The organism is Nostoc sp. C117 (assembly GCF_043099735.1).
In the GTDB taxonomy this organism is placed as follows: Bacteria; Cyanobacteriota; Cyanobacteriia; order Cyanobacteriales; family Nostocaceae; genus Nostoc.
Window position 1 is genome coordinate 762,179 of record NZ_CP170991.1, and the last position, 19,966, is coordinate 782,144.

Sequence of the window (19,966 nt, forward strand, 5' to 3'; positions counted from 1 at the left end):
TAAGACTTCACAAATTAGATGTCGCATTCTTGATAGCGGCAATGTGTTTATTTATGCAAGGGGTAAAACCTCAGTAATAGTGGTATAGACTGCATCAGTGTTGGAAAATTAACTACGCTAGTCTGTTTCAGTGTATAACTAAAAAAATTAGCTATTAATCTTACATAATGAGGTTTCAGTTGTGACGTTTGAACCTGACGACATTCTGGAGGCTGGCCGTTCGATTCGTCCTTTTCTTCCAGAACTTTTAGGAAATGATGCGGTTCAAGTAGACAAACAATTGACTGAACTATTAGCACAAGCTAAAGCTGGACAGGAAGTCGATAAGCAGATTTTAGAAATCTTGAAAAGTCAGCCAGACACTCGCAATTGGATAGCGGAGTTTCTTAGTGAGAAGCAGGTCTCAAAAGGTTTTGAGCCACTTCCAGGTAAAGGTCAAGCAATATCTGCTCAAAAATATATATGTCCTCAAGGAGACTACGTTTGGTATCGCCGCATTGTTGGAGCGACAATACCAATCTGTCCTACTCATAATGTCGTGCTAATACCTGCTGCTCAGTAATAAATATATGCCAACCAAATTTTTAGAAAGTCTGGGTGGAAAACTTGCAGAAAACTGGGCTGCAAACATACTGACACCAGCTTTTGTCTTTTGGATGGGGGGACTATTAGCTTGGGTCTTGCGTTTTGGTCGAAAACCTTTGGAAGATTGGCTCAAACAGCAACCAGAATCTTTGCTAATTGCTGTTATGGTAACAGGTTTGCTCATGATTGCTGTCTCAGCTTTTGTGGTTCAAAAGTTCGATTTATCTGTTTTAAGATTTTTAGAAGGCTATTGGTCTCGCTGGTTACAACCTTTACGACGCTGGATGATACAGCAACAAGAGCATGACTTTAAACGAAAAGATAAGCGTTGGCAAACTCTGGCTGATAAAAAAGATAAACAAGTTATAACTAACGAAGAATTAGAGGAATATGTGACGCTAGATGGACAACTTATGGAGTTTCCATCTCAATTTAATAGGTTAATGCCTAGGGTGTTGACTTTGTGGGAAATTAAGCCAAAATTTTTCATGCAATTTCCGTGTCGTTATTTGAGGCAGTAAACACGGTTCTTCTCTTTGAAAGCATAGATTGACCGAAAACTTGAGCGGACCAGGCTTCAAGATCAATATACCGAACTGTTTCTAAGGCAATTTTTACAACAGATCCTGTCAACTTCATAGTAGATAAAGAAATGCTCAAAATCATCTGACCTATCTGTTTAAAAGGACATCGAGAAGAAAACTGTTTATATTTGCCAAAAAGCGATTCAATCACATCAGAAGTAGCAAGGATTGTCTGTTCTGAATGAATTTTAGAACTTTCAATTGTCAAATAATCTATAATTTTTAGTTGGAAATTAACTAGAGAATTGGCTCCTATAGTTAATTGCTGTAACTTCAAGACGCTGCTTAATTTTTGATTCAGCCCACAAGTTTTAAGGTGAGTCTCTACAGTTCGAGTCATTTGAACCATTTGGCTCCAAATACTAAGCGGCTCTTGATAATTGATTAACCATCCTAATTTGGATTTTAATTTTTGCCTCAAAATGGCAGGTTCAATATTTGGTACCAGTTCTACCCTGTATGTCTATTGGAGAATCTAAAAGTTTAATAGCCCAATTAATTAGCCTTTCGATATTGAAATAACGACATTGAGAACGTTGAGATGGTGGAGATAAAAAAGATAGCTCTGTTTGTTGTAGTTGTTGTCGGCATCGTGTACATTGCTCGATGAAAGACTGATATTTTTCATCGGCTACTAGCTCATGCTTGAGCAGTAAAGCCATTGCATGAGTCACATCATACGTGTAAATCACTTCTGGATAATTCTCTTGGTACAGCTTGATACCTTTTTGGATATCACTGCCGCGATCAGCTATTATTTGTAATGGACGACCAACTTTTGAAGTTAGCTCAGAGAGCTTCTGCGATATGTATTCTCCCTTAGTGGAGTACATAATTTCCAATGCAAGAAGTTCTATATCTTGATGTCCTAATCCTCGTTTTAAAGGAAAAATTTCTGATTCAAGTAGTTGTTGTGGAACCCCCAAAATTACCAGAGCTTTTTCTGCCCCTAGTTCTACAGTCAAATCTACAATAAAGATCCAATCACTTCGATATTCTTTTTCTCTATTGAGTTCGTACAGACCAATTCGCCCTAACCATTTTCTAATACTACTAAAGCTTGGAGTACCCTGGTTACAAAAATCAGCGTACAATTCAAAAGTCTTTTCGACTCCTCGCAAACTACTACCGCACTTGATAACTTGTTCTAATGATATTTGAATTGTTTCGACTGAATAATGATGTCCCTTCGCTACCTTGTTAAGAGCCTGTCCACTTGTTTGCAACTTAGTTAGAGTGTTTGAAATTAACTCAACTCTTTTTTTTCCCTCGCTCGTCTCGATGTTCTGTTTGAGTAGCTTTGATTCAGCAATTTTTGCTCTGCTTTTCCAATAGTCTCGTGAGGTTGATAAATCTCTGACTTTTATTTCTAATGCTCTGAGTTTTTTCTATTTTTCCAAAGCTCTCTCTTTCCAATTGTCTCGACCATTGCGAAACAATCTTGCTAATCGGCTGGTTGGGCTTTTAAACTCTTGCATTAACTTCTATGCAGCTACGTACTTCTTGCATGAAAATTTACCACTTTAAAACCCTCAGAGTCAACACCCTAGTTAATGCCTACAAAGTTAGGCAATATCCTTAGAGCAGCTGAAAGCCGCCCTTATGATAAGTATGGCTTGGATGCTGTAATTTGCTGGTCTCGCCTCTGGCTAGTATTACCAGATGGAGTGAAGAAAGAATTACAGGAAGCACGGTCAAGCCTGAACACAGCACCGCGTTTTTGGCTCTGGAGTTTGCTGTTTATCGTATGGACTGTTTGGGCTTGGTGGGCTGTTCCTGCTGGGTTACTGGGGTTAATATTTGCTTACTACTGGACAGTTGATGCGGCAGGTGTCTACTGTAGCTTGTTGGAATCTGCTTTTGATTTGTATCGCTTAGAACTTTATAAATCCCTTCGCTGGCCAATACCGATCAATCCTAAGCAAGAACAAGAGTCCGGTAAGCAATTGACAATCTATTTGTTGCGAGGGTCTGATCAGGACAGACCAATATTTACACCATTAAAGGACAAGTGACTGTCACAAGGGGGAAAATTTAGTAAAAAAATTTACTTGGTTATTGTCTTGGAAAAGATGAGTAGAATTAAACGCTAGCTAAGATATTGATGAATTTTCCAGAATTTCTATAAAAAGTCGCATATTAATGAGTAGAGATGCTTTAGTAGTTGGCATTAATAAGTATAATTTTTCAGGATTGTCAGCGTTACGATCGCCTGCTAACGATGCAGAAGCGATCGCCAAGCGACTCAGTGAAGCTGGAAATTTTCATGTCCAGCGATTGCCGCAATTCCTAAATCCGTTTGAAGATGATGTACCACAGATATCACCAAACCAGGAAATCAAGCTGGCAGATTTAGAGAAGGCTTTAGAAAAACTATTTTATCCTGAAGGCAGAAGCATTCCAGATACAGCCCTCTTCTATTTTTCAGGGCATGGTCTTCGTAAAGATGGACGCATCAAAGAAGGATTTCTGGCAACCAGTGATACCGATCCTGAATTAGGGAACTGGGGACTGCGATTAAAGTGGCTGCGGGAATTGTTAGAGGAAAGTCCAGTACGCCAGCAAATTATTTGGTTGGACTGTTGTTACAGTGGGGAACTACTCAATTTTACAGAAGCTGATCCAGGCGATCGCGGAAATACACGCGATCGCTGTTTTATTGCCGCTTGCAGAGAATTTGAGCTAGCCCATGAAAACGTTCGTACAGCCAGCAGCGTACTCACTAGCGCGATTTTGCGCGGATTTGACTTGGCTGATCTATCTAACCAATGGGTCACGAACGAAACACTAGTAACATTCTTGCGGCAGGAATTAGAAACAGCACCCCAAAAATTCATCTCTAACAATTTGGGGTGTATTAATCTCTTTTTTAGGAAAGAAACAACAAATAAACAACCTGTTCAATCTACTGTACAAACTCCGAGTCAACCAAATCAAACAGCTAAATTAGCAGAGCAATTGCGAGCTTGGTTCACTGCTTTACGCTATGACTTTGAAAAAGATGAAATTAACAATGAAAATTATTTTGAGTGGATTATTACTGGAGTTTAGACTAAGCCATACAAAATTACCCAGCAGGGCTGAGTTAATCAGAGACTTAGCAAAAGTATGAATAATACGAAGTTGCCAAAGATAGTATTGTTACATTTGGTTATATTGAACACAACCAGGAAAATCCGACTTTTCCTTTCACAGTGGTGGGATTATTCATCAACCATTGACAGCGTTCAATCAAGACGGTCTCTAAAGAATCGAGAGTATGAAATACTTGATTGGCTAATCGTTCTCTCAGTAATGGCCAGATACACTCAGTTGGGTTAAGTTGAGTCCTGGTATGGAGGAAGAGAGTACATGATGATGTCTTTTGGGACAGTGAGATGACGAGTGGTATGCCAACCGGCTTGGTCAACAAGTAAAATAATTAACTTGTCACCAGTAGAGTTAACTTGAGCCGCAAAGGCATTAAGTGCAATTTGCATTACAGTCGTATTCACTCTGGGCAAAATAAATAAACAGCTATTGCCAGTTTGAGGGTGGACAAAACCGTAGGTGTATAACCACTTGTAGCGCGGATAACGATCAGCATTTGGACGTTGACCAATGAGCGCCCAAGTTCGACGGACAACTGGTTTGAGTCCTAAACGTGCCTCGTCCTGTGCCCATACTTCTACACGCTTATGAGGGCATAACCAAGGCATTAATCGGACGAAGGACTGGAGTTGGGCTTTAAAAAATGCCCTTTGCTCTGGGGTGGCGCTACGCTCGTGTAAAGGTCTCGGCGCTTGTAAACTAAAACCTAAGTGTTTGAGATACTTCCATGCTGTTGCCCGATGTATACTAATGCCAAACTGTTGTTTAATCAATTCTCCAACTTTTGGTCCACTCCACAAACCACCATCTTCTGGAGGTAACTTTAATTTTTTAAAAAGTTCCTCAAGTTGTTCTGTTGTTAAGGCTTTGTGTTTGCCTCCGGGGCTTTTTTGATGTCCGTCTACAATCCCCTCTGGTCCAGTAGTGTTGTAACGACGAGCAATTTTCCGCACCCAATCAGCACTTAAGCCTGTAATCGACGCTACTTGCTCAACTTTCATCGGATTACCAGGTCGGCTCAATAGGCGAATCACCAACCATCGAGTCCGTTCTTTGACATCTCGACAACGACGATAGCGTTGGTTTAACTCTGCATAATCCAGGTGAGGAATGATATCGATCCGAGTCCGAGGCATCACTGCACACTGATTTTACTTCCTCTAAATAATACTATCTATCGCAACTTGGTATTACCCTCTTCTGTCACTCTCCGAGATAAGCAAGTAGTAACAAAGTGAAATTATCCAGAAGCATAACAGGTTTTAAATTGATTCATTGCACTAATTAATTGATTGAATCCCAGCAATAATTTAGAATTTGGGAAAATATGTATCCAGGGATAAATTAACCAAAATAGTAAGAGTGGTTGGGCAATGAGACGCAGATTATTTAGAGTATTTTTCCATCCGCATTCATGGTTCCATTGTTGATGATTAGAAAAATCAACATCACTATTTTTTTGAACCTCAGCTTCAATTTGACGAGATTTATTTAAGCTTAAGAAGGCTGGAGAATTTAAACTAATCATTGTGTACACACAAAAAATAATTTCCCACCACCTTTCTATATGTTGAAAATTTGTGAACCGATAATCTGTCCAGCCGAGTTCCTGTTTACACTGTCGAAATCCATATTCTACCCAGGTTCTTAATCCATATAAATCGCCTAAAGTTTTTTTGAGTTTTCCTTGAAGATTTGTCATCACAAATGTTGTAGAATTTTCTGGCATGGTTTCTGGGTCAGTAGTTATTTCCCAGTAAGTTATGGCTCTTTTTTTACCATAAATTATTTCCCTAATGTATCGGGTTTCTGATTTTTGATTGCTAAATGTTCTTTCAAATTTACACCACTTATTAGCCCTAACGCTTTGTCCTGCTGGCAACCAGACTCCATGATTACTTCTTATTGCTACGACATAATCTAATTTATATTCAGCTACTTTTCTAATAAATTGGCTACTTTCACCATATAAACTATCTGCCAGTACCAGTTTAATGTTAAAACCTGATTCAATTAATTCTGTAATGATGTCTGACGCTAACTCTATTTTAGTTTTATATTTATCCTCCTCTTTTAACGTTCCTTTGGGTTTGAATACTTTTACAGTTAATGGAAACGTTATATTAGAATAAACTCCATAGGCATTGACTGAAACTATTCCATTATCGACTTTTCCTACACTTCCTAGATATTGCCTGGCTACATAATCAGTCTTTTTACCTTTTTTTCTATCTCCGGTTTCATCTATTACTACTGTAATCGCATTTCCATTTAGTGCTTTTTTAAGTTTATTTAATCTTAGTTGTTTTAATTTATCTACTGACCAGTCTGAATTGGCTAAAAAATGATGTAATGACTGTGCGGAGTTTATACTTACGACTTTCGCTATCTCTGGTAATGATTTTCTTTTAATTTGTGACATTATTCCCAGATGTAAATATTTGAAGCATTCATAATTTCTTACTTCTTTAAACAGGTCTTTATACTCTGCACAATATTCATCTATGGTCGCAACTGTTGGGTGAGCATCTCTTGCCAAATGTTTCAAAATTTGTAATTCTACATCCATTGCCCTACTTACCTTTCAGGGTTTTCTTTTTTTATTCTTTTATTTAGAATAACCGGAAAGTGACAGAAGAGGGATTATTCATCCTCCAATACTATTAAATTTCATCTTCAATGAGGGTAGATTTTATTGGTTATAATGCTGGTAATCAGGAGAGCATAAGCAAAATGTCACCAAAAACTTTTGATATTGCTGACTTATCTCAGAATTTAGCTGATTTATTGTCAGATATCCAAAATCATGTTGAAGTTACGCTAACTCATCAGGGTGTCCCTTTGGCAAAAGTTTTGCCTTTGACTCAACCTGAGCCTACAGTTACTAAAGCTGATTTAAATGATGCCTTCAAGCCAAGAGTTGCGGGTTTTTGGCAGGGAAAAGTTAAGATTGCTGATGATTTTGATGAGACTCCAGAAGAAGTAATTGCAGCATTTTATGGGGATGAGTAGTGAGTTTTTTGTTAGATACTCATATTTTGTTGTGGTTTTTAGAAAATGATTCTAAATTGTCAGATCGGATACGAGAGGTAATTACTAATCCTGAAAACTTAATTTTCGTCAGTGCGATTAGTGCTTGGGAGATTTCAATTAAACAGTCTTTAGGAAAGTTAATTGCTCCTGGTAATTTGGAAGAGGCTTTGCACTTCAGTCGATTTCAGGTTTTGTCTATGACATTGGCACATGGAATAAAGGTTGCTGATTTGCCTCTACACCATAAAGATCCTTTTGATAGGATGTTAATTGCTCAAGCTTTGGTGGAAGGTTTAACAATAATTACAGTAGACCAAAAGTTTGAATTTTATAATGTGCCATTATTCTCTGATGATTTTGGGTAGCTCAAATATGCCAAAATTCCAGAAATCTAGCTTTCTCTAGAATAACTGTTACAGGTTTACTTCATTTTGCTGATTGTTTTTTGGTGCGATCGCATCTGTAAACGGATGCTTCAGATAAAGGCAATTCCGTAATTACGCTAAGGACATAAAGTTAATAAAAAGACTATAACTGCCAGATGAAGCTTTGTAATCTAGTTAACCAAGTAGTGATTGATAAACGCTAATTAGCCCATCAAAACACGATACGGATATACCGTAATTTCACGTAAGCGGAATATTTTATCTTGTTTAATCATTGCAAGCTTTGGTTTCATCTGCCTGGCATAAACGATGACCTACCGCAAGAAGCTAATAGAAGTCGCGTTACCATTGGAAGCGATTAATCAAGAATCTGCTAGAGAAAAATCAATTAGGCATGGACACCCTTCTACGCTACATTTGTGGTGGGCGCGGCGACCTTTGGCAGCTTGTCGAGCAGTTTTGTTTGCATCTTTGGTAGATGATCCCTCAAGTCATCCTGACAAATTTCCCACTGAAGAAGAACAAGAAAAAGAACGCCAACGATTACATGACTTAATTGGGCGAATTGAAAATGTTGAAACAAGGGGAAAATCAACCCAAACTGTTCGCGGCTTGGTATCTTGGTCTGACATAACGAATACCAGTGTAGTTGAGGAAGCACAAAGAGAAATTGCTCGTTGCCTTGCTTGGGAAAAAGGTGACGAACCACCAACTAAACCGGAAGAAGTAACAGAGTATTTAAGCAAACACGCACCACCTATTTATGATCCCTTTTGTGGTGGGGGTAGTATACCTTTGGAAGCCCAAAGATTGGGGTTAGAGGCACATGGTAGTGATATTAATCCTGTAGCGGTTTTGATTACTAAAGCTTTAATTGAAATTCCGCCGAAGTTTGCAAATTTCCCTCCTGTTAATCCTGATTCTCGTAAAAATTCTCTAAAAACTAAGACATGGTATGGGGCGCAGGGTTTAGCTGAAGATGTGCGCTATTACGGGCAATGGATGCGGGAACAAGCTTTTAAGCAAATTGGGCATTTGTATCCCAAGGTAAATTTATCGCAGGAGTCTGGGGACGCTAAAGCAACGGTGATTGCTTGGTTGTGGGCTAGGACTGTGAAATGTCCTAACCCAGCTTGTGGTTGTCAAATGCCTTTGGTACGTTCTTTTGAGCTTTCAACTAAGAAAGAGAAGGAAGCTTGGGTAGAACCAACTATCAATCGTAACCAGCAACCGCCTGTGGTAAGTTTTCAAGTGAAGTCTGGCAAGGGTAAAGCACCAGAACCACCAAAGACTGGACGCGGTGCCAAGTTTGACTGTTTGGCTTGTAAACAGCCTGTTGATGATAAACATATTAAGGCTGAAGGTGTAGCTGGACGTATGAACGCACAACTTTTAGCAATAGTTGCTGAAGGTAAAAACGGCAGGGTCTATCTTCAACCGATACAAAAACATGAAGATATTGCACACAGCGCACAACCATCTTGGTATCCCACTGCTCAGATTCCTGATGACCGTCGATCAATGTTTACCCCGCTTTATGGTTTGACTCATTTTTATCATCTCTTTACCCCACGTCAGCTTGTAGCACTAAACACTTTTTGCGAATTAGTGAGCGAAGCACGGGAAAAAATACTTTCTGATGCTCTAGCTTCTGAAATACCAGATGACAATTTACCTCTTTGTGAAGGTGGTAAGAGTGCGACTGCTTACGCGGATGCAGTGGCGACTTATTTAGCGATCACAGTGGATCGAATGAGCGATTATAATTCAAGCATTTGTAGCTGGCATTCAGGAAGAGACACTATTAGAAATACTTTTGCCCGTCAAGCAATTCCTATGACTTGGGATTTTGCAGAAGTAAATCCATTAAGTGAGTCAACTGGTAACTTTATCGGTGCAGTTGATTGGATAGCCAAAGTAATTGAAATTTCTCCTTGTCGCACTCAAGGATTTGTCCAACGCATAGATGCTACTAAATCAGATATTTATGCAAAATCAATAGTTGTTTCTACAGACCCACCCTACTACGATAATATTGGCTACGCTGACCTCTCAGAGTTTTTTTATGTTTGGCTACGACGTTCTTTAAGTTTGATCTATCCCGACCTTTTCTGTACCATACTTATTCCTGATAAAGAACGAGAATTAGTAGCTACACCTTATCGCTTTGGTGGTAGTAAACAAAAGGCAAAAGAATTTTTTGAGACAGGATTAAGTGAAACTTTTAAACGGATGCGTGAGATGGCGCATGACGGATATCCTTTGACTGTTTATTATGCGTTCAAGCAAACAGAAACGGATGATGAAGTTTCTCTCACTGAAGGAAAGGGAAACAGTGAGACTAGAGCCTCAACCGGATGGGAAACTATGCTTGAAGGACTTATAAAAGCTGGTTTTAGCATTACTGGCACTTGGCCAATGCGAACAGAATTAAGTAACCGCACGATTGCTAGTGGCACTAATGCCCTCGCCTCATCCATTGCTCTCGTCTGCCGCCCTCGCCCAGAAACCGCTCCATCTTCAACCCGCCGCCAATTTGTCAACATTCTCAAACGCGAACTTCCAGATGCACTGCAAAAACTCCAACAAGGCAACATCGCCCCAGTAGACTTGGCACAAGCCAGCATTGGCCCAGGTATGGAAATATACTCTCGCTACAGCAAAGTCCTCGAATCAGACGGCGAACGAATGCCTGTGCGTATTGCACTACAACTGATTAACCAAACTTTAGACGAATTCCTCGCTGAACAAGAAGGAGAATTTGATTCTGAAACCTGCTTTGCTTTGATTTGGTTTGAACAGCATACCTTTAATGAAGGTTTATTTGGTGATGCTGAAACCCTATCCAAAGCAAAGAATACAGCAGTACAAGGCTTGGTAAACGCTGGCATCCTCACTGCCAAGGCGGGTAAAGTGCGACTATTGCGCCGCGACGAATTAGCCAAAAATTGGAATCCCCAAACCGATAACCGGCTCACAGTCTGGGAAGCCACACAGCACATGATTCGGGAATTGCAAGACGGTGCTGGAAATCAAGGTGCTGCAAATTTGCTATCTCAACTGGGAACCATAGGAGAAGCAGCAAGGGAATTAGCTTATCGGCTGTATAACATTTGCGACAAAAAAGGCTGGGCTGCTGAAGGTGTCGCTTACAACAGCTTAGTGATTTCCTGGCCAGAAATTTCTCGCCTCGCTGCTGAAACCGAAGAATCGACTCCCTTACAAATGGCTTTACTTTAATTACTTTCGACTCTCGTTATTAGCCTCAGCCTATTAATACATTCTGGGTGGCTCTAACGCCCAGAGTAGATGTAGCTATCGTGAGGCAGCAGCCCTGAGTTAAAAGAAAAACTAGTATAAAAAATCTATGTCCGTAAGTAACCGCGAACGAGTTGGCAGGGTGCTAGACCTTTTGAGAGATGGCTTATATCCTTTTGTGGAAAGGGAAATGCGTTCCATTTATGGTGATAAGTGGGTAGTTGCCGCTACACCTTTTGTTCCAGAAGACCACAGCCTAAGACGTAATGTCCAGCAAATTCTCAAGCAGGACGAATCAGCACTGCTGAAACTCATGTCTAATCAGTGGCGTGAAGTGTTCAAAAAGACTCTGGGCAATGCTGAAAGAAGCTTGGTTGGGGAATTAATTGACACCCGCAACTCTTGGGCGCACAACAAGCCACTCTCTACAGATGATGCCTATCGCGCTCTTGATAGCGTATCGCGGTTACTTTCTGCTTTTTCTGCACCAGAAGCAGATGAAGTTGATAAACAAAAACAAGAACTTTTGCGGGTACGCTTTACAGAACAAGCCCGTCGTGAAACTCGTCGTGCTACTCTCCAACCTCTAGAAGGCAATCCTGTAGGCGGTTTAAAACCCTGGCGAGAAATTGTTACACCTCACCCAGATGTTGCCTCTGGTAGCTACCAACAAGCAGAATTTGCTGCCGACCTATGGCAAGTTTATTTAGATGAAGGTTCCGACGAATACCGCATACCTACAGAGTTTTTTAGCCGCACTTTTCTCACCGAAGGGCTAAAGCAACTGCTCACAAATGCCTTACTACGTCTTTCTAGCAATAAAGGGGACCCCGTTATCGAACTGCAAACCAACTTTGGTGGCGGCAAAACCCACGCGATGCTGGCACTATACCACCTGTTTATGGGAGTTCCCGCATCCGAGTTACCAGGATTGGAACCAGTGCTGGAAGCGGCAAATGTTTTACCTCCGCCAAAAGTTAACACAGCAGTGCTGGTAGGAAATAAAATTTCTCCCGGTCAGCCTCAACATAAAAAAGATGGCACAGTTGTCCGAACACTCTGGGGCCAATTAGCTTGGCAACTGGGCGGTAGGGAAGCCTACGAAATGATTCGAGAAGCAGATGAAACTTCAACGAACCCTGGCGATACCCTCCGGCTGCTGTTTAACCGCTATGCACCCTGCCTGATTTTAATTGATGAATGGGTGGCTTATGCCCGACAGCTTCACGAAATAAACGACCTTCCGGGGGGCAGCTTTGACACTCACTTTACCTTTGCCCAGACTTTGAGTGAGTCGGCAAAAAACGCTAACCAAACTCTTTTGGTCGTGAGTATTCCGGCATCCGATAATGAGATTGGAGGCGATCGCGGTAAAGCAGCCTTAAGTAGACTCAAAAATGCTATTGGCAGAGTCGAATCTCCTTGGCGACCAGCAACTGCCGATGAAAGCTTTGAAATTGTGCGGCGGCGGCTGTTTCAACCCATCACCGAAGAAAGTGGCTTTATTGCCCGTGATGCCATCATCCGTGCCTTTGCAGAAATGTACCAAAACCAATCTCAGGAGTTTCCTAGCGAGTGCCGAGAAGGTAGTTACAAACGACGGCTAGAAAATGCCTATCCTATCCATCCAGAACTGTTTGACCGACTTTATAATGACTGGTCAACTCTCGACAAATTCCAACGCACGCGGGGTGTGCTGCGACTGATGGCAAAGGTGATTCATTCACTTTGGGAAGGACAGGACAAGAGTTTGTTAATCATGCCTGCCAGCGTGCCAATGGATGACGGACAGGTACAAACAGAATTGACTCGCTACCTCGAAGATAACTGGGTGCCAGTGATTGAAAAAGATGTAGATGGATATAATTCTCTACCATTAGCGTGCGATCGCCAAAATCCCAACTTAGGACGTTACTCTGCCTGTCGGCGTGTTGCTCGGACAATTTACCTTGGTTCTGCTCCTACTCTAAGAGCAGCCAATCGCGGTGTAGAAGATCATCGGATCAAGTTGGGGTGTGTTCAACCAGGAGAAAGTGCAGCAACTTTTGGTGATGCTTTGCGCCGACTTACCGACCAGTCCACACATCTTTATGTCGATAACACTCGTTACTGGTTCTCAACTCAGCCTAGCGTCACCAGACTTGCCCAAGACAGAGCCGAGCAAATCCAACAGGATCAGGATAAAGTTTGGGATGAAATTATTCTCCGATTAAAGGCTGATAAGCAGCGTGGCGAGTTTGCTGGAGTACATATTGCACCCGACTCCTCGGCAGATGTTCCTGATGAAATGGCCGTAAGGCTGGTTGTCATGGGGCCACAACATCCCCATAAAAATAAGGAAAGCGAAACCCAAGCCCGCACCAGAGCCGAAGAAATACTAAACCAAAAGGGAGCCAGTCCTCGGTACTGCAAAAATATGTTGTTGTTCCTAGCACCAGACAAGGCAAAACTGGAGCTATTAGAACAATCTGTTTGCCAGTACCTAGCTTGGAATTCGATTATTCGGGATAAAGAAGCCTTAAACTTAGATGTTTTTCAAAGTAATCAGGCGACGACTAAACAACAGCAAACCGACAAAGATGTAAAAAATTTAATTCAAGAAGCTTACATCTGGCTGTTAGTGCCGATGCAACCCGATCCCCAAGGAGAGATTGAATGGCAAGAAATTCGATTGCAAAAGCAAGACTCTCCTATTCTGCAAGCAAGTCGCAAAGCAGTTCACGAAGAACATTTGATTGCCAACTATGCCGCCAGCCGCCTGCGCCTAGAAGCTCTCGACCCTTATCTCTGGCGCGATGTAAACCACCTCGACCTTAAGAAGTTATGGGAGTACTTAGCGTACTACCTTTACCTGCCACGCATCAAAAATCAACAAGTGCTATTACAAGCGATCGCAGAAGGAGTTGCAGCGTTATTGTGGAATGAAAACTTTGCTTATGCCACAGGCTGGGATGAATCCAAAGGACGTTATCTTGGTTTGAAAGCAGCTGAACACATTACCGTAACCCTTAGCAGTCAAAATCTGATAGTTAAGCCAGAAGTAGCGCAACGCCAGTTTGAGGCAGATGCTGCTGCTAAAGCTGTAACTCCACCAGTAGTTAAAGAAAAAACAGGAAGCTATAAGACTGAAAAAGAAAAAACTATTGACACTGTAATAACAGAAAATGGCTCCTCTGATAGCCAAGTAACTGTCATAGTTCCACCAAAACGTTTCTATGGTTCAATCAAATTGGACGCATTGCGGCTAAGACGTGACATAGGACAGATAGCAGACGAGGTTATTCAACACCTCAGTAGTTTAGTAGATGCTGAAGTAGAAATCACCTTAGAACTTCAGGTCACTGTCCCTGAAGGAGTGCCAGAGAACGTCATTCGCACAGTCAGCGAGAATTGTCGGGTTCTCAAATTTAGTAATCAGGGATTTGAACAAGAATAAAGTTGAGGTAGATAAACTTGTTAGATAGTAATGAGGTAAAGCATTAAGTCACACCCAACGAAGTAAGGGAAAGTTTTGTGGGTTAACGGATTTGAGTGCGATCGCAGTCTTAATTATAGTTACTACTTATTTATTACCAGTAGTAACTGCATTATCTTCCCATAGTTAATCTCCTTAACAAAACTAAACCCGTCAGGTGTCTGACGGGTTTTTTGGGTTCTTAGGAGCAGAACTGACAATTTTATCTATCCATAGCCTGAGAGAATCGTTCTCTTCTCTCAGGCTGCTAATTTTCCCAAGTATTCATTTTGGAGTGCAGCAACTTGTTGTTTTAGATTCTCCAAGTCTGCTTGCATTTTGGCTAAGTCTGGAGTTTTTTGAAGTTCTTCAGTCATGTAGGAACGAATCCATCCCATGATCAATTCTGAGGCTGTCTTGCCTTCAGCATTAGCTTTATTCATAAAAGCTTCCTTAGTCTCATCGTCCATTCTAACAATGATCTGATTGCTCAATTTTGTTGTCTGCCGCTTTGCCATACTACTTTCTGCTGAAAACTTTCAATCTGTAATAACTCTATTTACCTTAATTGTGGCGAATTTTGAAAATTTTGTAGTAACGCTATTGCTTTAGTAATAACAAGTAATTACAATATAGTAACAAGACAAAGGCGATCGCCCTCCGGGAAGAGACTGCGATCGCCTTTTGTAAAACCCCATCAATGAGGTTAGTTAAATGATTACACAAGAAGAGTTTGACAACAAAGCCTCCGTAGAATCTGAGTTTGAGGTTGACGAATTAGCTGACGCACTAGCGCCAGAAATTGAAATTGACTCAGTGCCAGATGATTTGGGAGAACTGTATCGAGTTTGGAATGGTTCGCATCTGCTTGGAACTTTTTATCAGAATCTTGAGGGTAAATGGGTAACACAACCCTGCAATAGCGATAAAAGACATTGCTGTGACACCTCTGCTTCAGCGCAACTTTTGATTATTGCTGTCAACGGCTTACTGGTCGCGGATGTAGCCGCTTAATGATTTTTCTCCTATCACCTAAAGACGTGGCTAACCTCACGTCTCTTTCTTAATTTTTGACGTGTTTGTATTTTTTGTAGTACTGAAAGGACAAATTTATGTCAGTGTGTACTAAAACGCTAGAAACTAACACTCAGTATCTTTTTCTGATTTATGCTCTGCCTCAATACTGTAGTTGGTAAAAAGAGTAGAAATCGAGATGTTCAGTGCTTTTGCAAGCTTTTCAATATTTTTGAGAGAAGGATTACGGGTTCCCGTCTCAATACTTGAGATGTAATTACGGTGAAGTCCAGCTTTTTCAGCCAGTTCTTCTTGAGAATAATCTAGCTCTCGCCTTCTTCGTCTTATCGCCTTTCCAAAACGATATTCAATGTTGATGTTATTTTCCCTCACAGCCTAATAGTGAGGTACTATCAATCATAAATCTACACATAATAAATGTAATATTGCACACTATGAATGTTATTCTGAGAATACTGGTGTATTTTATAAAGTTTAGAGAACAGAAACTGCTATGAGCCTGATCACTATTCAATGTCGATTAGTAGCCAGCGAAGATACCCGCCGCCATCTGTGGCAATTGATGGCGGAGAAGAATACACCTTTGATTAATGAACTACTTGAACAGGTAAGAATACATCCTGATATGGAACAGTGGTTGAAAAAGGGCAAATTACCAAATGGAGTAATCAAACCACTGTGTGACTCACTCAGTACTCAAGAACGCTTTGTTAACCAACCCAAGCGTTTTTACAAATCAGCTATTGAAGTAGTCGAGTATATCTACAAGTCTTGGTTGGCATTACAGAAAGAACGACAACAAAAAATCGATAAAAAAGAGCATTGGCTCAATATGCTCAAAAGTGATGTAGAACTGGAACAAGAAAGTAACTTTACTTTAAACATTATTCGCGCTAAAGCTATTAAAATTTTGCCGCAGTATATTACTAAGGCTGAAGAAATTCATAAGCAAAATATTACAAATAAAAATGTAAATAAGCGTCAAAAACACAAAAATAAAAACAATAATTACACACTATTTGACATTTTATTTAAGGCTTACGATCGAGCAAAGATTCCTCTTAATCGGTGTGCTATAGCAATCCTATTTGATACGTGAGAAAACACTGACGAAATGTTAAAGTATTAATTGTAACAGTATTTTGGGTTGTAGCGATGTGGATGCAATCATTAGATGATTTTATCAAACAAAGCTTGGATCAACGTGAAATTACACGAGCAATGGCAGTTAAAATGCTGCTGTGTGGATATAAACATAAAGAAATAATGCCAATATTGGGGGTTTCATCAGGCTTTATAAGTACGTGGAAAAAAGCATTTTTTCAAAACGGAGTTGAGGGTTTAAAGTTAGCACATAAGGGTAGTAAGGGATTTTTGGATGCACAGCAACATCGGTCTGTCATTGAATGGTTGCAAACCAAGGAGCAATGGACTCTCAATGAGTTGGAGTATCAACTGGCATCTAAGTATGGAGTGATATTTGAGTCCAAACAAAGCTACTATGATTTGTTTAAATAAGCACGTATTAGTTGGAAAAAAGCTCAAGCTAATAATCCAAAGCATAATCCTGAATTAGTTACCTTAAAAAAAAAGAAATTAGTGAATTGTTGGAGAGGCGACGAGCCGAAATTGAGTCGGGAGAACTAGTTGTATTCATGGTTGATGAATGCCATTTACTCTGGGGAGACATCATAGGATATATCTGGGGTAAAATGAGTGAGCGCATTTCAATTCCAGTTGTCAATGCTCGTGATAAACAAACATACTTTGGTGCATTAGACTATAAAACAAAGGAATTTCTCACCTATTCTGCCAAGACAGGTAACTCGGAAAACACAATTAATTTTTTGGAGTATCTCCGCTCACAACGTCCAGATGCACAACTTTTAATTATTTGGGATGGTGCTAGTTATCATCGCTCTCAAAAAATCAAAGATTATTTAGATTCTTTGAATGCCAACTTAGAAAAAGAACAATGGTTGATATCTTGTGAAAGATTTGCCCCAAATGCACCTCAACAAAACCCAGTAGAAGATATTTGGTTACAAGGAAAAAGACTGATTCGAGAGTTTTATTTTTTCTGTCATTCCTTCTCTGTTGTCAAAGCTTTATTTGAGTTGTCGCTTAACTGTCAAATTTTTGACTTCCCTAAGCTCCATGAATCTGGTGTTTTCTCATGAATCATTTAGGATTGCTATATCGCTTACGTATTGAAAAATACTTGTCAGGTTAGCGAAGAAGAGGAAGACCCTAATAGGTATGCTCTACGTCGTAGTAAGAAATTGAAAGAGATTGAACGTCTTAAAGAACAACTGAAATCCAGTATACCTAGTGGTCGTGATTTAACAGCGCAAGAGTGGCTACAAAGCCTTTTAGTAGCAACTACCAATGTTCCTGAAAGCGAAAATCAATTTAAAATGTGGCAGAAGCATCTCTTAGAAAATCCTAGTTCGATACCATTTCCAGTTCAATTCACAAGCAACGAAGACCTTATTTGGTCAAAAAATGAAAAAGGTCGTATTTGTGTTAGCTTCTCAGGGAAAGAATTCAATAATCATATCTTTGAAATTTACTGCGATAATAAACAAATTCATTGGTTTCAAAGATTTTTACAAGATCAGAGCATTAAGCGCAACAACAAAGACCAATATTCATCTTCTCTGTTTACTTTACGTTCAGGACGCATAGCATGGCAACACAATAAAGGCAATGATTTACCCTGGAAGATTCATCGTTTAACCCTTTATTGCAGCGTTGATACTCGCCTGTGGACGATTGAAGGGACTCAGGAGTTTAGGGAAGAAAAAGTAGACGAAATTACTCAAAAACTGGCAGACATCGAAAAAAAAGAAAGCTTAAATAAAAATCAGCAAATCTATGTTAAACGCCTTAACTCAACACTCACTAAAATCGACACCGCCTACCCCCGTCCTAATCAAAACTTATATGAGGGTAAAACATCAATTCTCATTGGCGTGAGTTTGGGTCTAGAAAAGCCTGCAACAATAGCTATTGTTGACTGTCCCACAAATAAGGTTCTTGCATATCGTAGTGTTAAACAGCTACTTGGTGATAATTACAAGCTACTGAACCGCCAGCGACAGCAGCAGCAACGTAATTCTCATGAACGCCACAAAGCTCAAAAAAGCAACACACAAATTAAGTTGTCAGAATCGGAGTTAGGAAAGCACATTGATAACTTACTAGCACAAGCAATTATCACGTTAGCTAAAACTTACCAAGCTGGCAGCATTGTTCTACCCACAATGAAAAATGTACGTGAGGGCATCCAAAGTGAAATAGAAGCTAGGGCAGTGAAAAGATGCCCTAATTACAAAGAAGGCCAGCAACAGTATGCTAAACAGTACCGCCAGAGTATTCATCGTTGGAGCTACAACAGACTGATACCAAGTTGCGATAGATAGTATTATTTAGAGGAAGTAAAATCAGTGTGCAGTGATGCCTCGGACTCGGATCGATATCATTCCTCACCTGGATTATGCAGAGTTAAACCAACGCTATCGTCGTTGTCGAGATGTCAAAGAACGGACTCGATGGTTGGTGATTCGCCTATTGAGCCGACCTGGTAATCCGATGAAAGTTGAGCAAGTAGCGTCGATTACAGGCTTAAGTGCTGATTGGGTGCGGAAAATTGCTCGTCGTTACAACACTACTGGACCAGAGGGGATTGTAGACGGACATCAAAAAAGCCCCGGAGGCAAACACAAAGCCTTAACAACAGAACAACTTGAGGAACTTTTTAAAAAATTAAAGTTACCTCCAGAAGATGGTGGTTTGTGGAGTGGACCAAAAGTTGGAGAATTGATTAAACAACAGTTTGGCATTAGTATACATCGGGCAACAGCATGGAAGTATCTCAAACACTTAGGTTTTAGTTTACAAGCGCCGAGACCTTTACACGAGCGTAGCGCCACCCCAGAGCAAAGGGCATTTTTTAAAGCCCAACTCCAGTCCTTCGTCCGATTAATGCCTTGGTTATGCCCTCATAAGCGTGTAGAAGTATGGGCACAGGACGAGGCACGTTTAGGACTCAAACCAGTTGTCCGTCGAACTTGGGCGCTCATTGGTCAACGTCCAAATGCTGATCGTTATCCGCGCTACAAGTGGTTATACACCTACGGTTTTGTCCACCCTCAAACTGGCAATAGCTGTTTATTTATTTTGCCCAGAGTGAATACGACTGTAATGCAAATTGCACTTAATGCCTTTGCGGCTCAAGTTAACTCTACTGGTGACAAGTTAATTATTTTACTTGTTGACCAAGCCGGTTGGCATACCACTCGTCATCTCACTGTCCCAAAAGACATCATCATGTACTCTCTTCCTCCATACCAGGACTCAACTTAACCCAACTGAGTGTATCTGGCCATTACTGAGAGAACGATTAGCCAATCAAGTATTTCATACTCTCGATTCTTTAGAGACCGTCTTGATTGAACGCTGTCAATGGTTGATGAATAATCCCACCACTGTGAAAGGAAAAGTCGGATTTTCCTGGTTGTGTTCAATATAACCAAATG

16 protein-coding genes and 3 pseudogenes are annotated in these 19,966 nt (G+C 40.5%); 13 read left to right on the forward strand and 6 right to left on the reverse strand.

The genetic code is table 11. The annotated features are described in order from the left end of the window. Nucleotides 1-181 precede the first annotated feature (181 nt). Both ACFG4S_RS04865 and ACFG4S_RS04870 read left to right on the forward strand, forming a co-directional pair. Nucleotides 182-562 carry a hypothetical protein gene (locus tag ACFG4S_RS04865; protein ID WP_392533730.1) on the forward strand — a complete coding sequence of 127 codons (381 nt, stop codon included), beginning with the start codon at nt 182-184 and terminating at the stop codon, nt 560-562. Nucleotides 563-569: 7 nt separating this feature from the next. Beyond that, nucleotides 570-1,106 carry a hypothetical protein gene (locus ACFG4S_RS04870; protein ID WP_392533731.1) on the forward strand — a complete coding sequence of 179 codons (537 nt, stop codon included), beginning with the start codon at nt 570-572 and terminating at the stop codon, nt 1,104-1,106. Here ACFG4S_RS04870 and ACFG4S_RS04875 read toward each other — a convergent pair. Next, nucleotides 1,072-1,518, reverse strand: coding sequence for a hypothetical protein (locus ACFG4S_RS04875; protein ID WP_392531484.1), 447 nt, complete (start codon nt 1,516-1,518; stop codon nt 1,072-1,074). The two genes, ACFG4S_RS04870 and ACFG4S_RS04875, sit on opposite strands and share 35 nt — an antisense overlap. Before the next feature lie 82 nt (nt 1,519-1,600). Then, nucleotides 1,601-2,395, reverse strand: coding sequence for a hypothetical protein (locus tag ACFG4S_RS04880; RefSeq protein ID WP_392532903.1), 795 nt, complete (start codon nt 2,393-2,395; stop codon nt 1,601-1,603). Between the two features lie 327 nt (nt 2,396-2,722). Here ACFG4S_RS04880 and ACFG4S_RS04885 point away from each other — a divergent pair, with 327 nt between their 5' ends. Then, nucleotides 2,723-3,184 carry a hypothetical protein gene (locus ACFG4S_RS04885; RefSeq protein WP_392533732.1) on the forward strand — a complete coding sequence of 154 codons (462 nt, stop codon included), beginning with the start codon at nt 2,723-2,725 and terminating at the stop codon, nt 3,182-3,184. Nucleotides 3,185-3,311: 127 nt separating this feature from the next. Further along, nucleotides 3,312-4,220 (forward strand): caspase domain-containing protein, encoded by a 909-nt coding sequence (locus tag ACFG4S_RS04890; protein WP_392533733.1) that lies wholly within the window; start codon nt 3,312-3,314, stop codon nt 4,218-4,220. A 100-nt stretch (nt 4,221-4,320) separates the two neighbouring features. Here ACFG4S_RS04890 and ACFG4S_RS04895 read toward each other — a convergent pair. Next, a pseudogene (locus tag ACFG4S_RS04895) lies at nt 4,321-5,395 on the reverse strand (IS630 family transposase). A gap of 104 nt (nt 5,396-5,499) precedes the next feature. Beyond that, entirely contained in the window at nt 5,500-6,828 is a 1,329-nt protein-coding gene (locus ACFG4S_RS04900) for an IS701 family transposase (protein WP_392530294.1), read from the reverse strand. 164 nt (nt 6,829-6,992) lie between these two features. Between ACFG4S_RS04900 and ACFG4S_RS04905 the strand changes: the two genes are divergently transcribed. The 4 genes from ACFG4S_RS04905 to ACFG4S_RS04920 all read left to right on the forward strand — a co-directional run bounded on the left by ACFG4S_RS04905 (nt 6,993) and on the right by ACFG4S_RS04920 (nt 14,372). Beyond that, nucleotides 6,993-7,271: a hypothetical protein gene (locus ACFG4S_RS04905; protein ID WP_392533734.1), complete on the forward strand. Its 279-nt coding sequence runs from the start codon at nt 6,993-6,995 to the stop codon at nt 7,269-7,271. After that, complete coding sequence (locus tag ACFG4S_RS04910; RefSeq protein WP_392533735.1) at nt 7,271-7,657, forward strand: type II toxin-antitoxin system VapC family toxin; 387 nt, start codon at nt 7,271-7,273, stop codon at nt 7,655-7,657. The genes ACFG4S_RS04905 and ACFG4S_RS04910 overlap by 1 nt, the downstream gene beginning before the upstream one ends. A gap of 330 nt (nt 7,658-7,987) precedes the next feature. Further along, a complete protein-coding gene (locus tag ACFG4S_RS04915) occupies nt 7,988-10,918 on the forward strand; it encodes a DUF1156 domain-containing protein (RefSeq protein WP_392533736.1) in 2,931 nt (976 codons plus the stop codon). Between the two features lie 127 nt (nt 10,919-11,045). Then, nucleotides 11,046-14,372 carry a Swt1 family HEPN domain-containing protein gene (locus ACFG4S_RS04920; RefSeq protein ID WP_392533737.1) on the forward strand — a complete coding sequence of 1,109 codons (3,327 nt, stop codon included), beginning with the start codon at nt 11,046-11,048 and terminating at the stop codon, nt 14,370-14,372. Between the two features lie 278 nt (nt 14,373-14,650). On the opposite strand, the gene ACFG4S_RS04925 is transcribed toward ACFG4S_RS04920, so the two are convergent. Beyond that, nucleotides 14,651-14,908, reverse strand: coding sequence for a hypothetical protein (locus ACFG4S_RS04925; protein ID WP_152590043.1), 258 nt, complete (start codon nt 14,906-14,908; stop codon nt 14,651-14,653). A 196-nt stretch (nt 14,909-15,104) separates the two neighbouring features. Between ACFG4S_RS04925 and ACFG4S_RS04930 the strand changes: the two genes are divergently transcribed. Further along, nucleotides 15,105-15,404, forward strand: coding sequence for a hypothetical protein (locus tag ACFG4S_RS04930; RefSeq protein WP_392533738.1), 300 nt, complete (start codon nt 15,105-15,107; stop codon nt 15,402-15,404). 126 nt (nt 15,405-15,530) lie between these two features. Here the strand turns inward: ACFG4S_RS04930 and ACFG4S_RS04935 are convergent, their stop codons facing one another. After that, nucleotides 15,531-15,797, reverse strand: a complete 267-nt coding sequence (locus ACFG4S_RS04935) for a helix-turn-helix domain-containing protein (protein ID WP_392533739.1) — start codon at nt 15,795-15,797, stop codon at nt 15,531-15,533. Nucleotides 15,798-15,918: 121 nt separating this feature from the next. Between ACFG4S_RS04935 and cas12k (ACFG4S_RS04940) the strand changes: the two genes are divergently transcribed. From cas12k (ACFG4S_RS04940) to ACFG4S_RS04955, 4 genes and pseudogenes are all read left to right on the forward strand, one after another. Continuing rightward, entirely contained in the window at nt 15,919-16,524 is a 606-nt protein-coding gene (cas12k, locus tag ACFG4S_RS04940; protein ID WP_392533740.1) for a type V CRISPR-associated protein Cas12k, read from the forward strand. Between the two features lie 62 nt (nt 16,525-16,586). Further along, nucleotides 16,587-17,605 (forward strand): annotated as a pseudogene (locus ACFG4S_RS04945) (IS630 family transposase). Between the two features lie 30 nt (nt 17,606-17,635). Next, the gene (gene cas12k, locus ACFG4S_RS04950; protein WP_392533741.1) at nt 17,636-18,850 is read left to right on the forward strand and encodes a type V CRISPR-associated protein Cas12k; all 1,215 of its coding nucleotides are present in this window, start codon (nt 17,636-17,638) and stop codon (nt 18,848-18,850) included. A gap of 34 nt (nt 18,851-18,884) precedes the next feature. Then, nucleotides 18,885-19,959 (forward strand): annotated as a pseudogene (locus ACFG4S_RS04955) (IS630 family transposase). Nucleotides 19,960-19,966 lie beyond the last annotated feature (7 nt).

What these genes read in the sequence shown, in the direction of transcription:
- ACFG4S_RS04870 (WP_392533731.1), top strand. Translation starts at nt 570, where the DNA reads ATGCCAACCAAATTTTTAGAAAGTCTGGGTGGAAAACTTGCAGAAAAC.
- ACFG4S_RS04925 (WP_152590043.1), bottom strand. Translation starts at nt 14,908, where the DNA reads ATGGCAAAGCGGCAGACAACAAAATTGAGCAATCAGATCATTGTTAGA.
- ACFG4S_RS04890 (WP_392533733.1), top strand. Translation starts at nt 3,312, where the DNA reads ATGAGTAGAGATGCTTTAGTAGTTGGCATTAATAAGTATAATTTTTCA.
- ACFG4S_RS04915 (WP_392533736.1), top strand. Translation starts at nt 7,988, where the DNA reads ATGACCTACCGCAAGAAGCTAATAGAAGTCGCGTTACCATTGGAAGCG.
- ACFG4S_RS04905 (WP_392533734.1), top strand. Translation starts at nt 6,993, where the DNA reads ATGTCACCAAAAACTTTTGATATTGCTGACTTATCTCAGAATTTAGCT.
- ACFG4S_RS04930 (WP_392533738.1), top strand. Translation starts at nt 15,105, where the DNA reads ATGATTACACAAGAAGAGTTTGACAACAAAGCCTCCGTAGAATCTGAG.
- cas12k (WP_392533740.1), top strand. Translation starts at nt 15,919, where the DNA reads ATGAGCCTGATCACTATTCAATGTCGATTAGTAGCCAGCGAAGATACC.
- ACFG4S_RS04875 (WP_392531484.1), bottom strand. Translation starts at nt 1,518, where the DNA reads ATGGTTCAAATGACTCGAACTGTAGAGACTCACCTTAAAACTTGTGGG.
- ACFG4S_RS04885 (WP_392533732.1), top strand. Translation starts at nt 2,723, where the DNA reads ATGCCTACAAAGTTAGGCAATATCCTTAGAGCAGCTGAAAGCCGCCCT.
- ACFG4S_RS04920 (WP_392533737.1), top strand. Translation starts at nt 11,046, where the DNA reads ATGTCCGTAAGTAACCGCGAACGAGTTGGCAGGGTGCTAGACCTTTTG.
- ACFG4S_RS04900 (WP_392530294.1), bottom strand. Translation starts at nt 6,828, where the DNA reads ATGGATGTAGAATTACAAATTTTGAAACATTTGGCAAGAGATGCTCAC.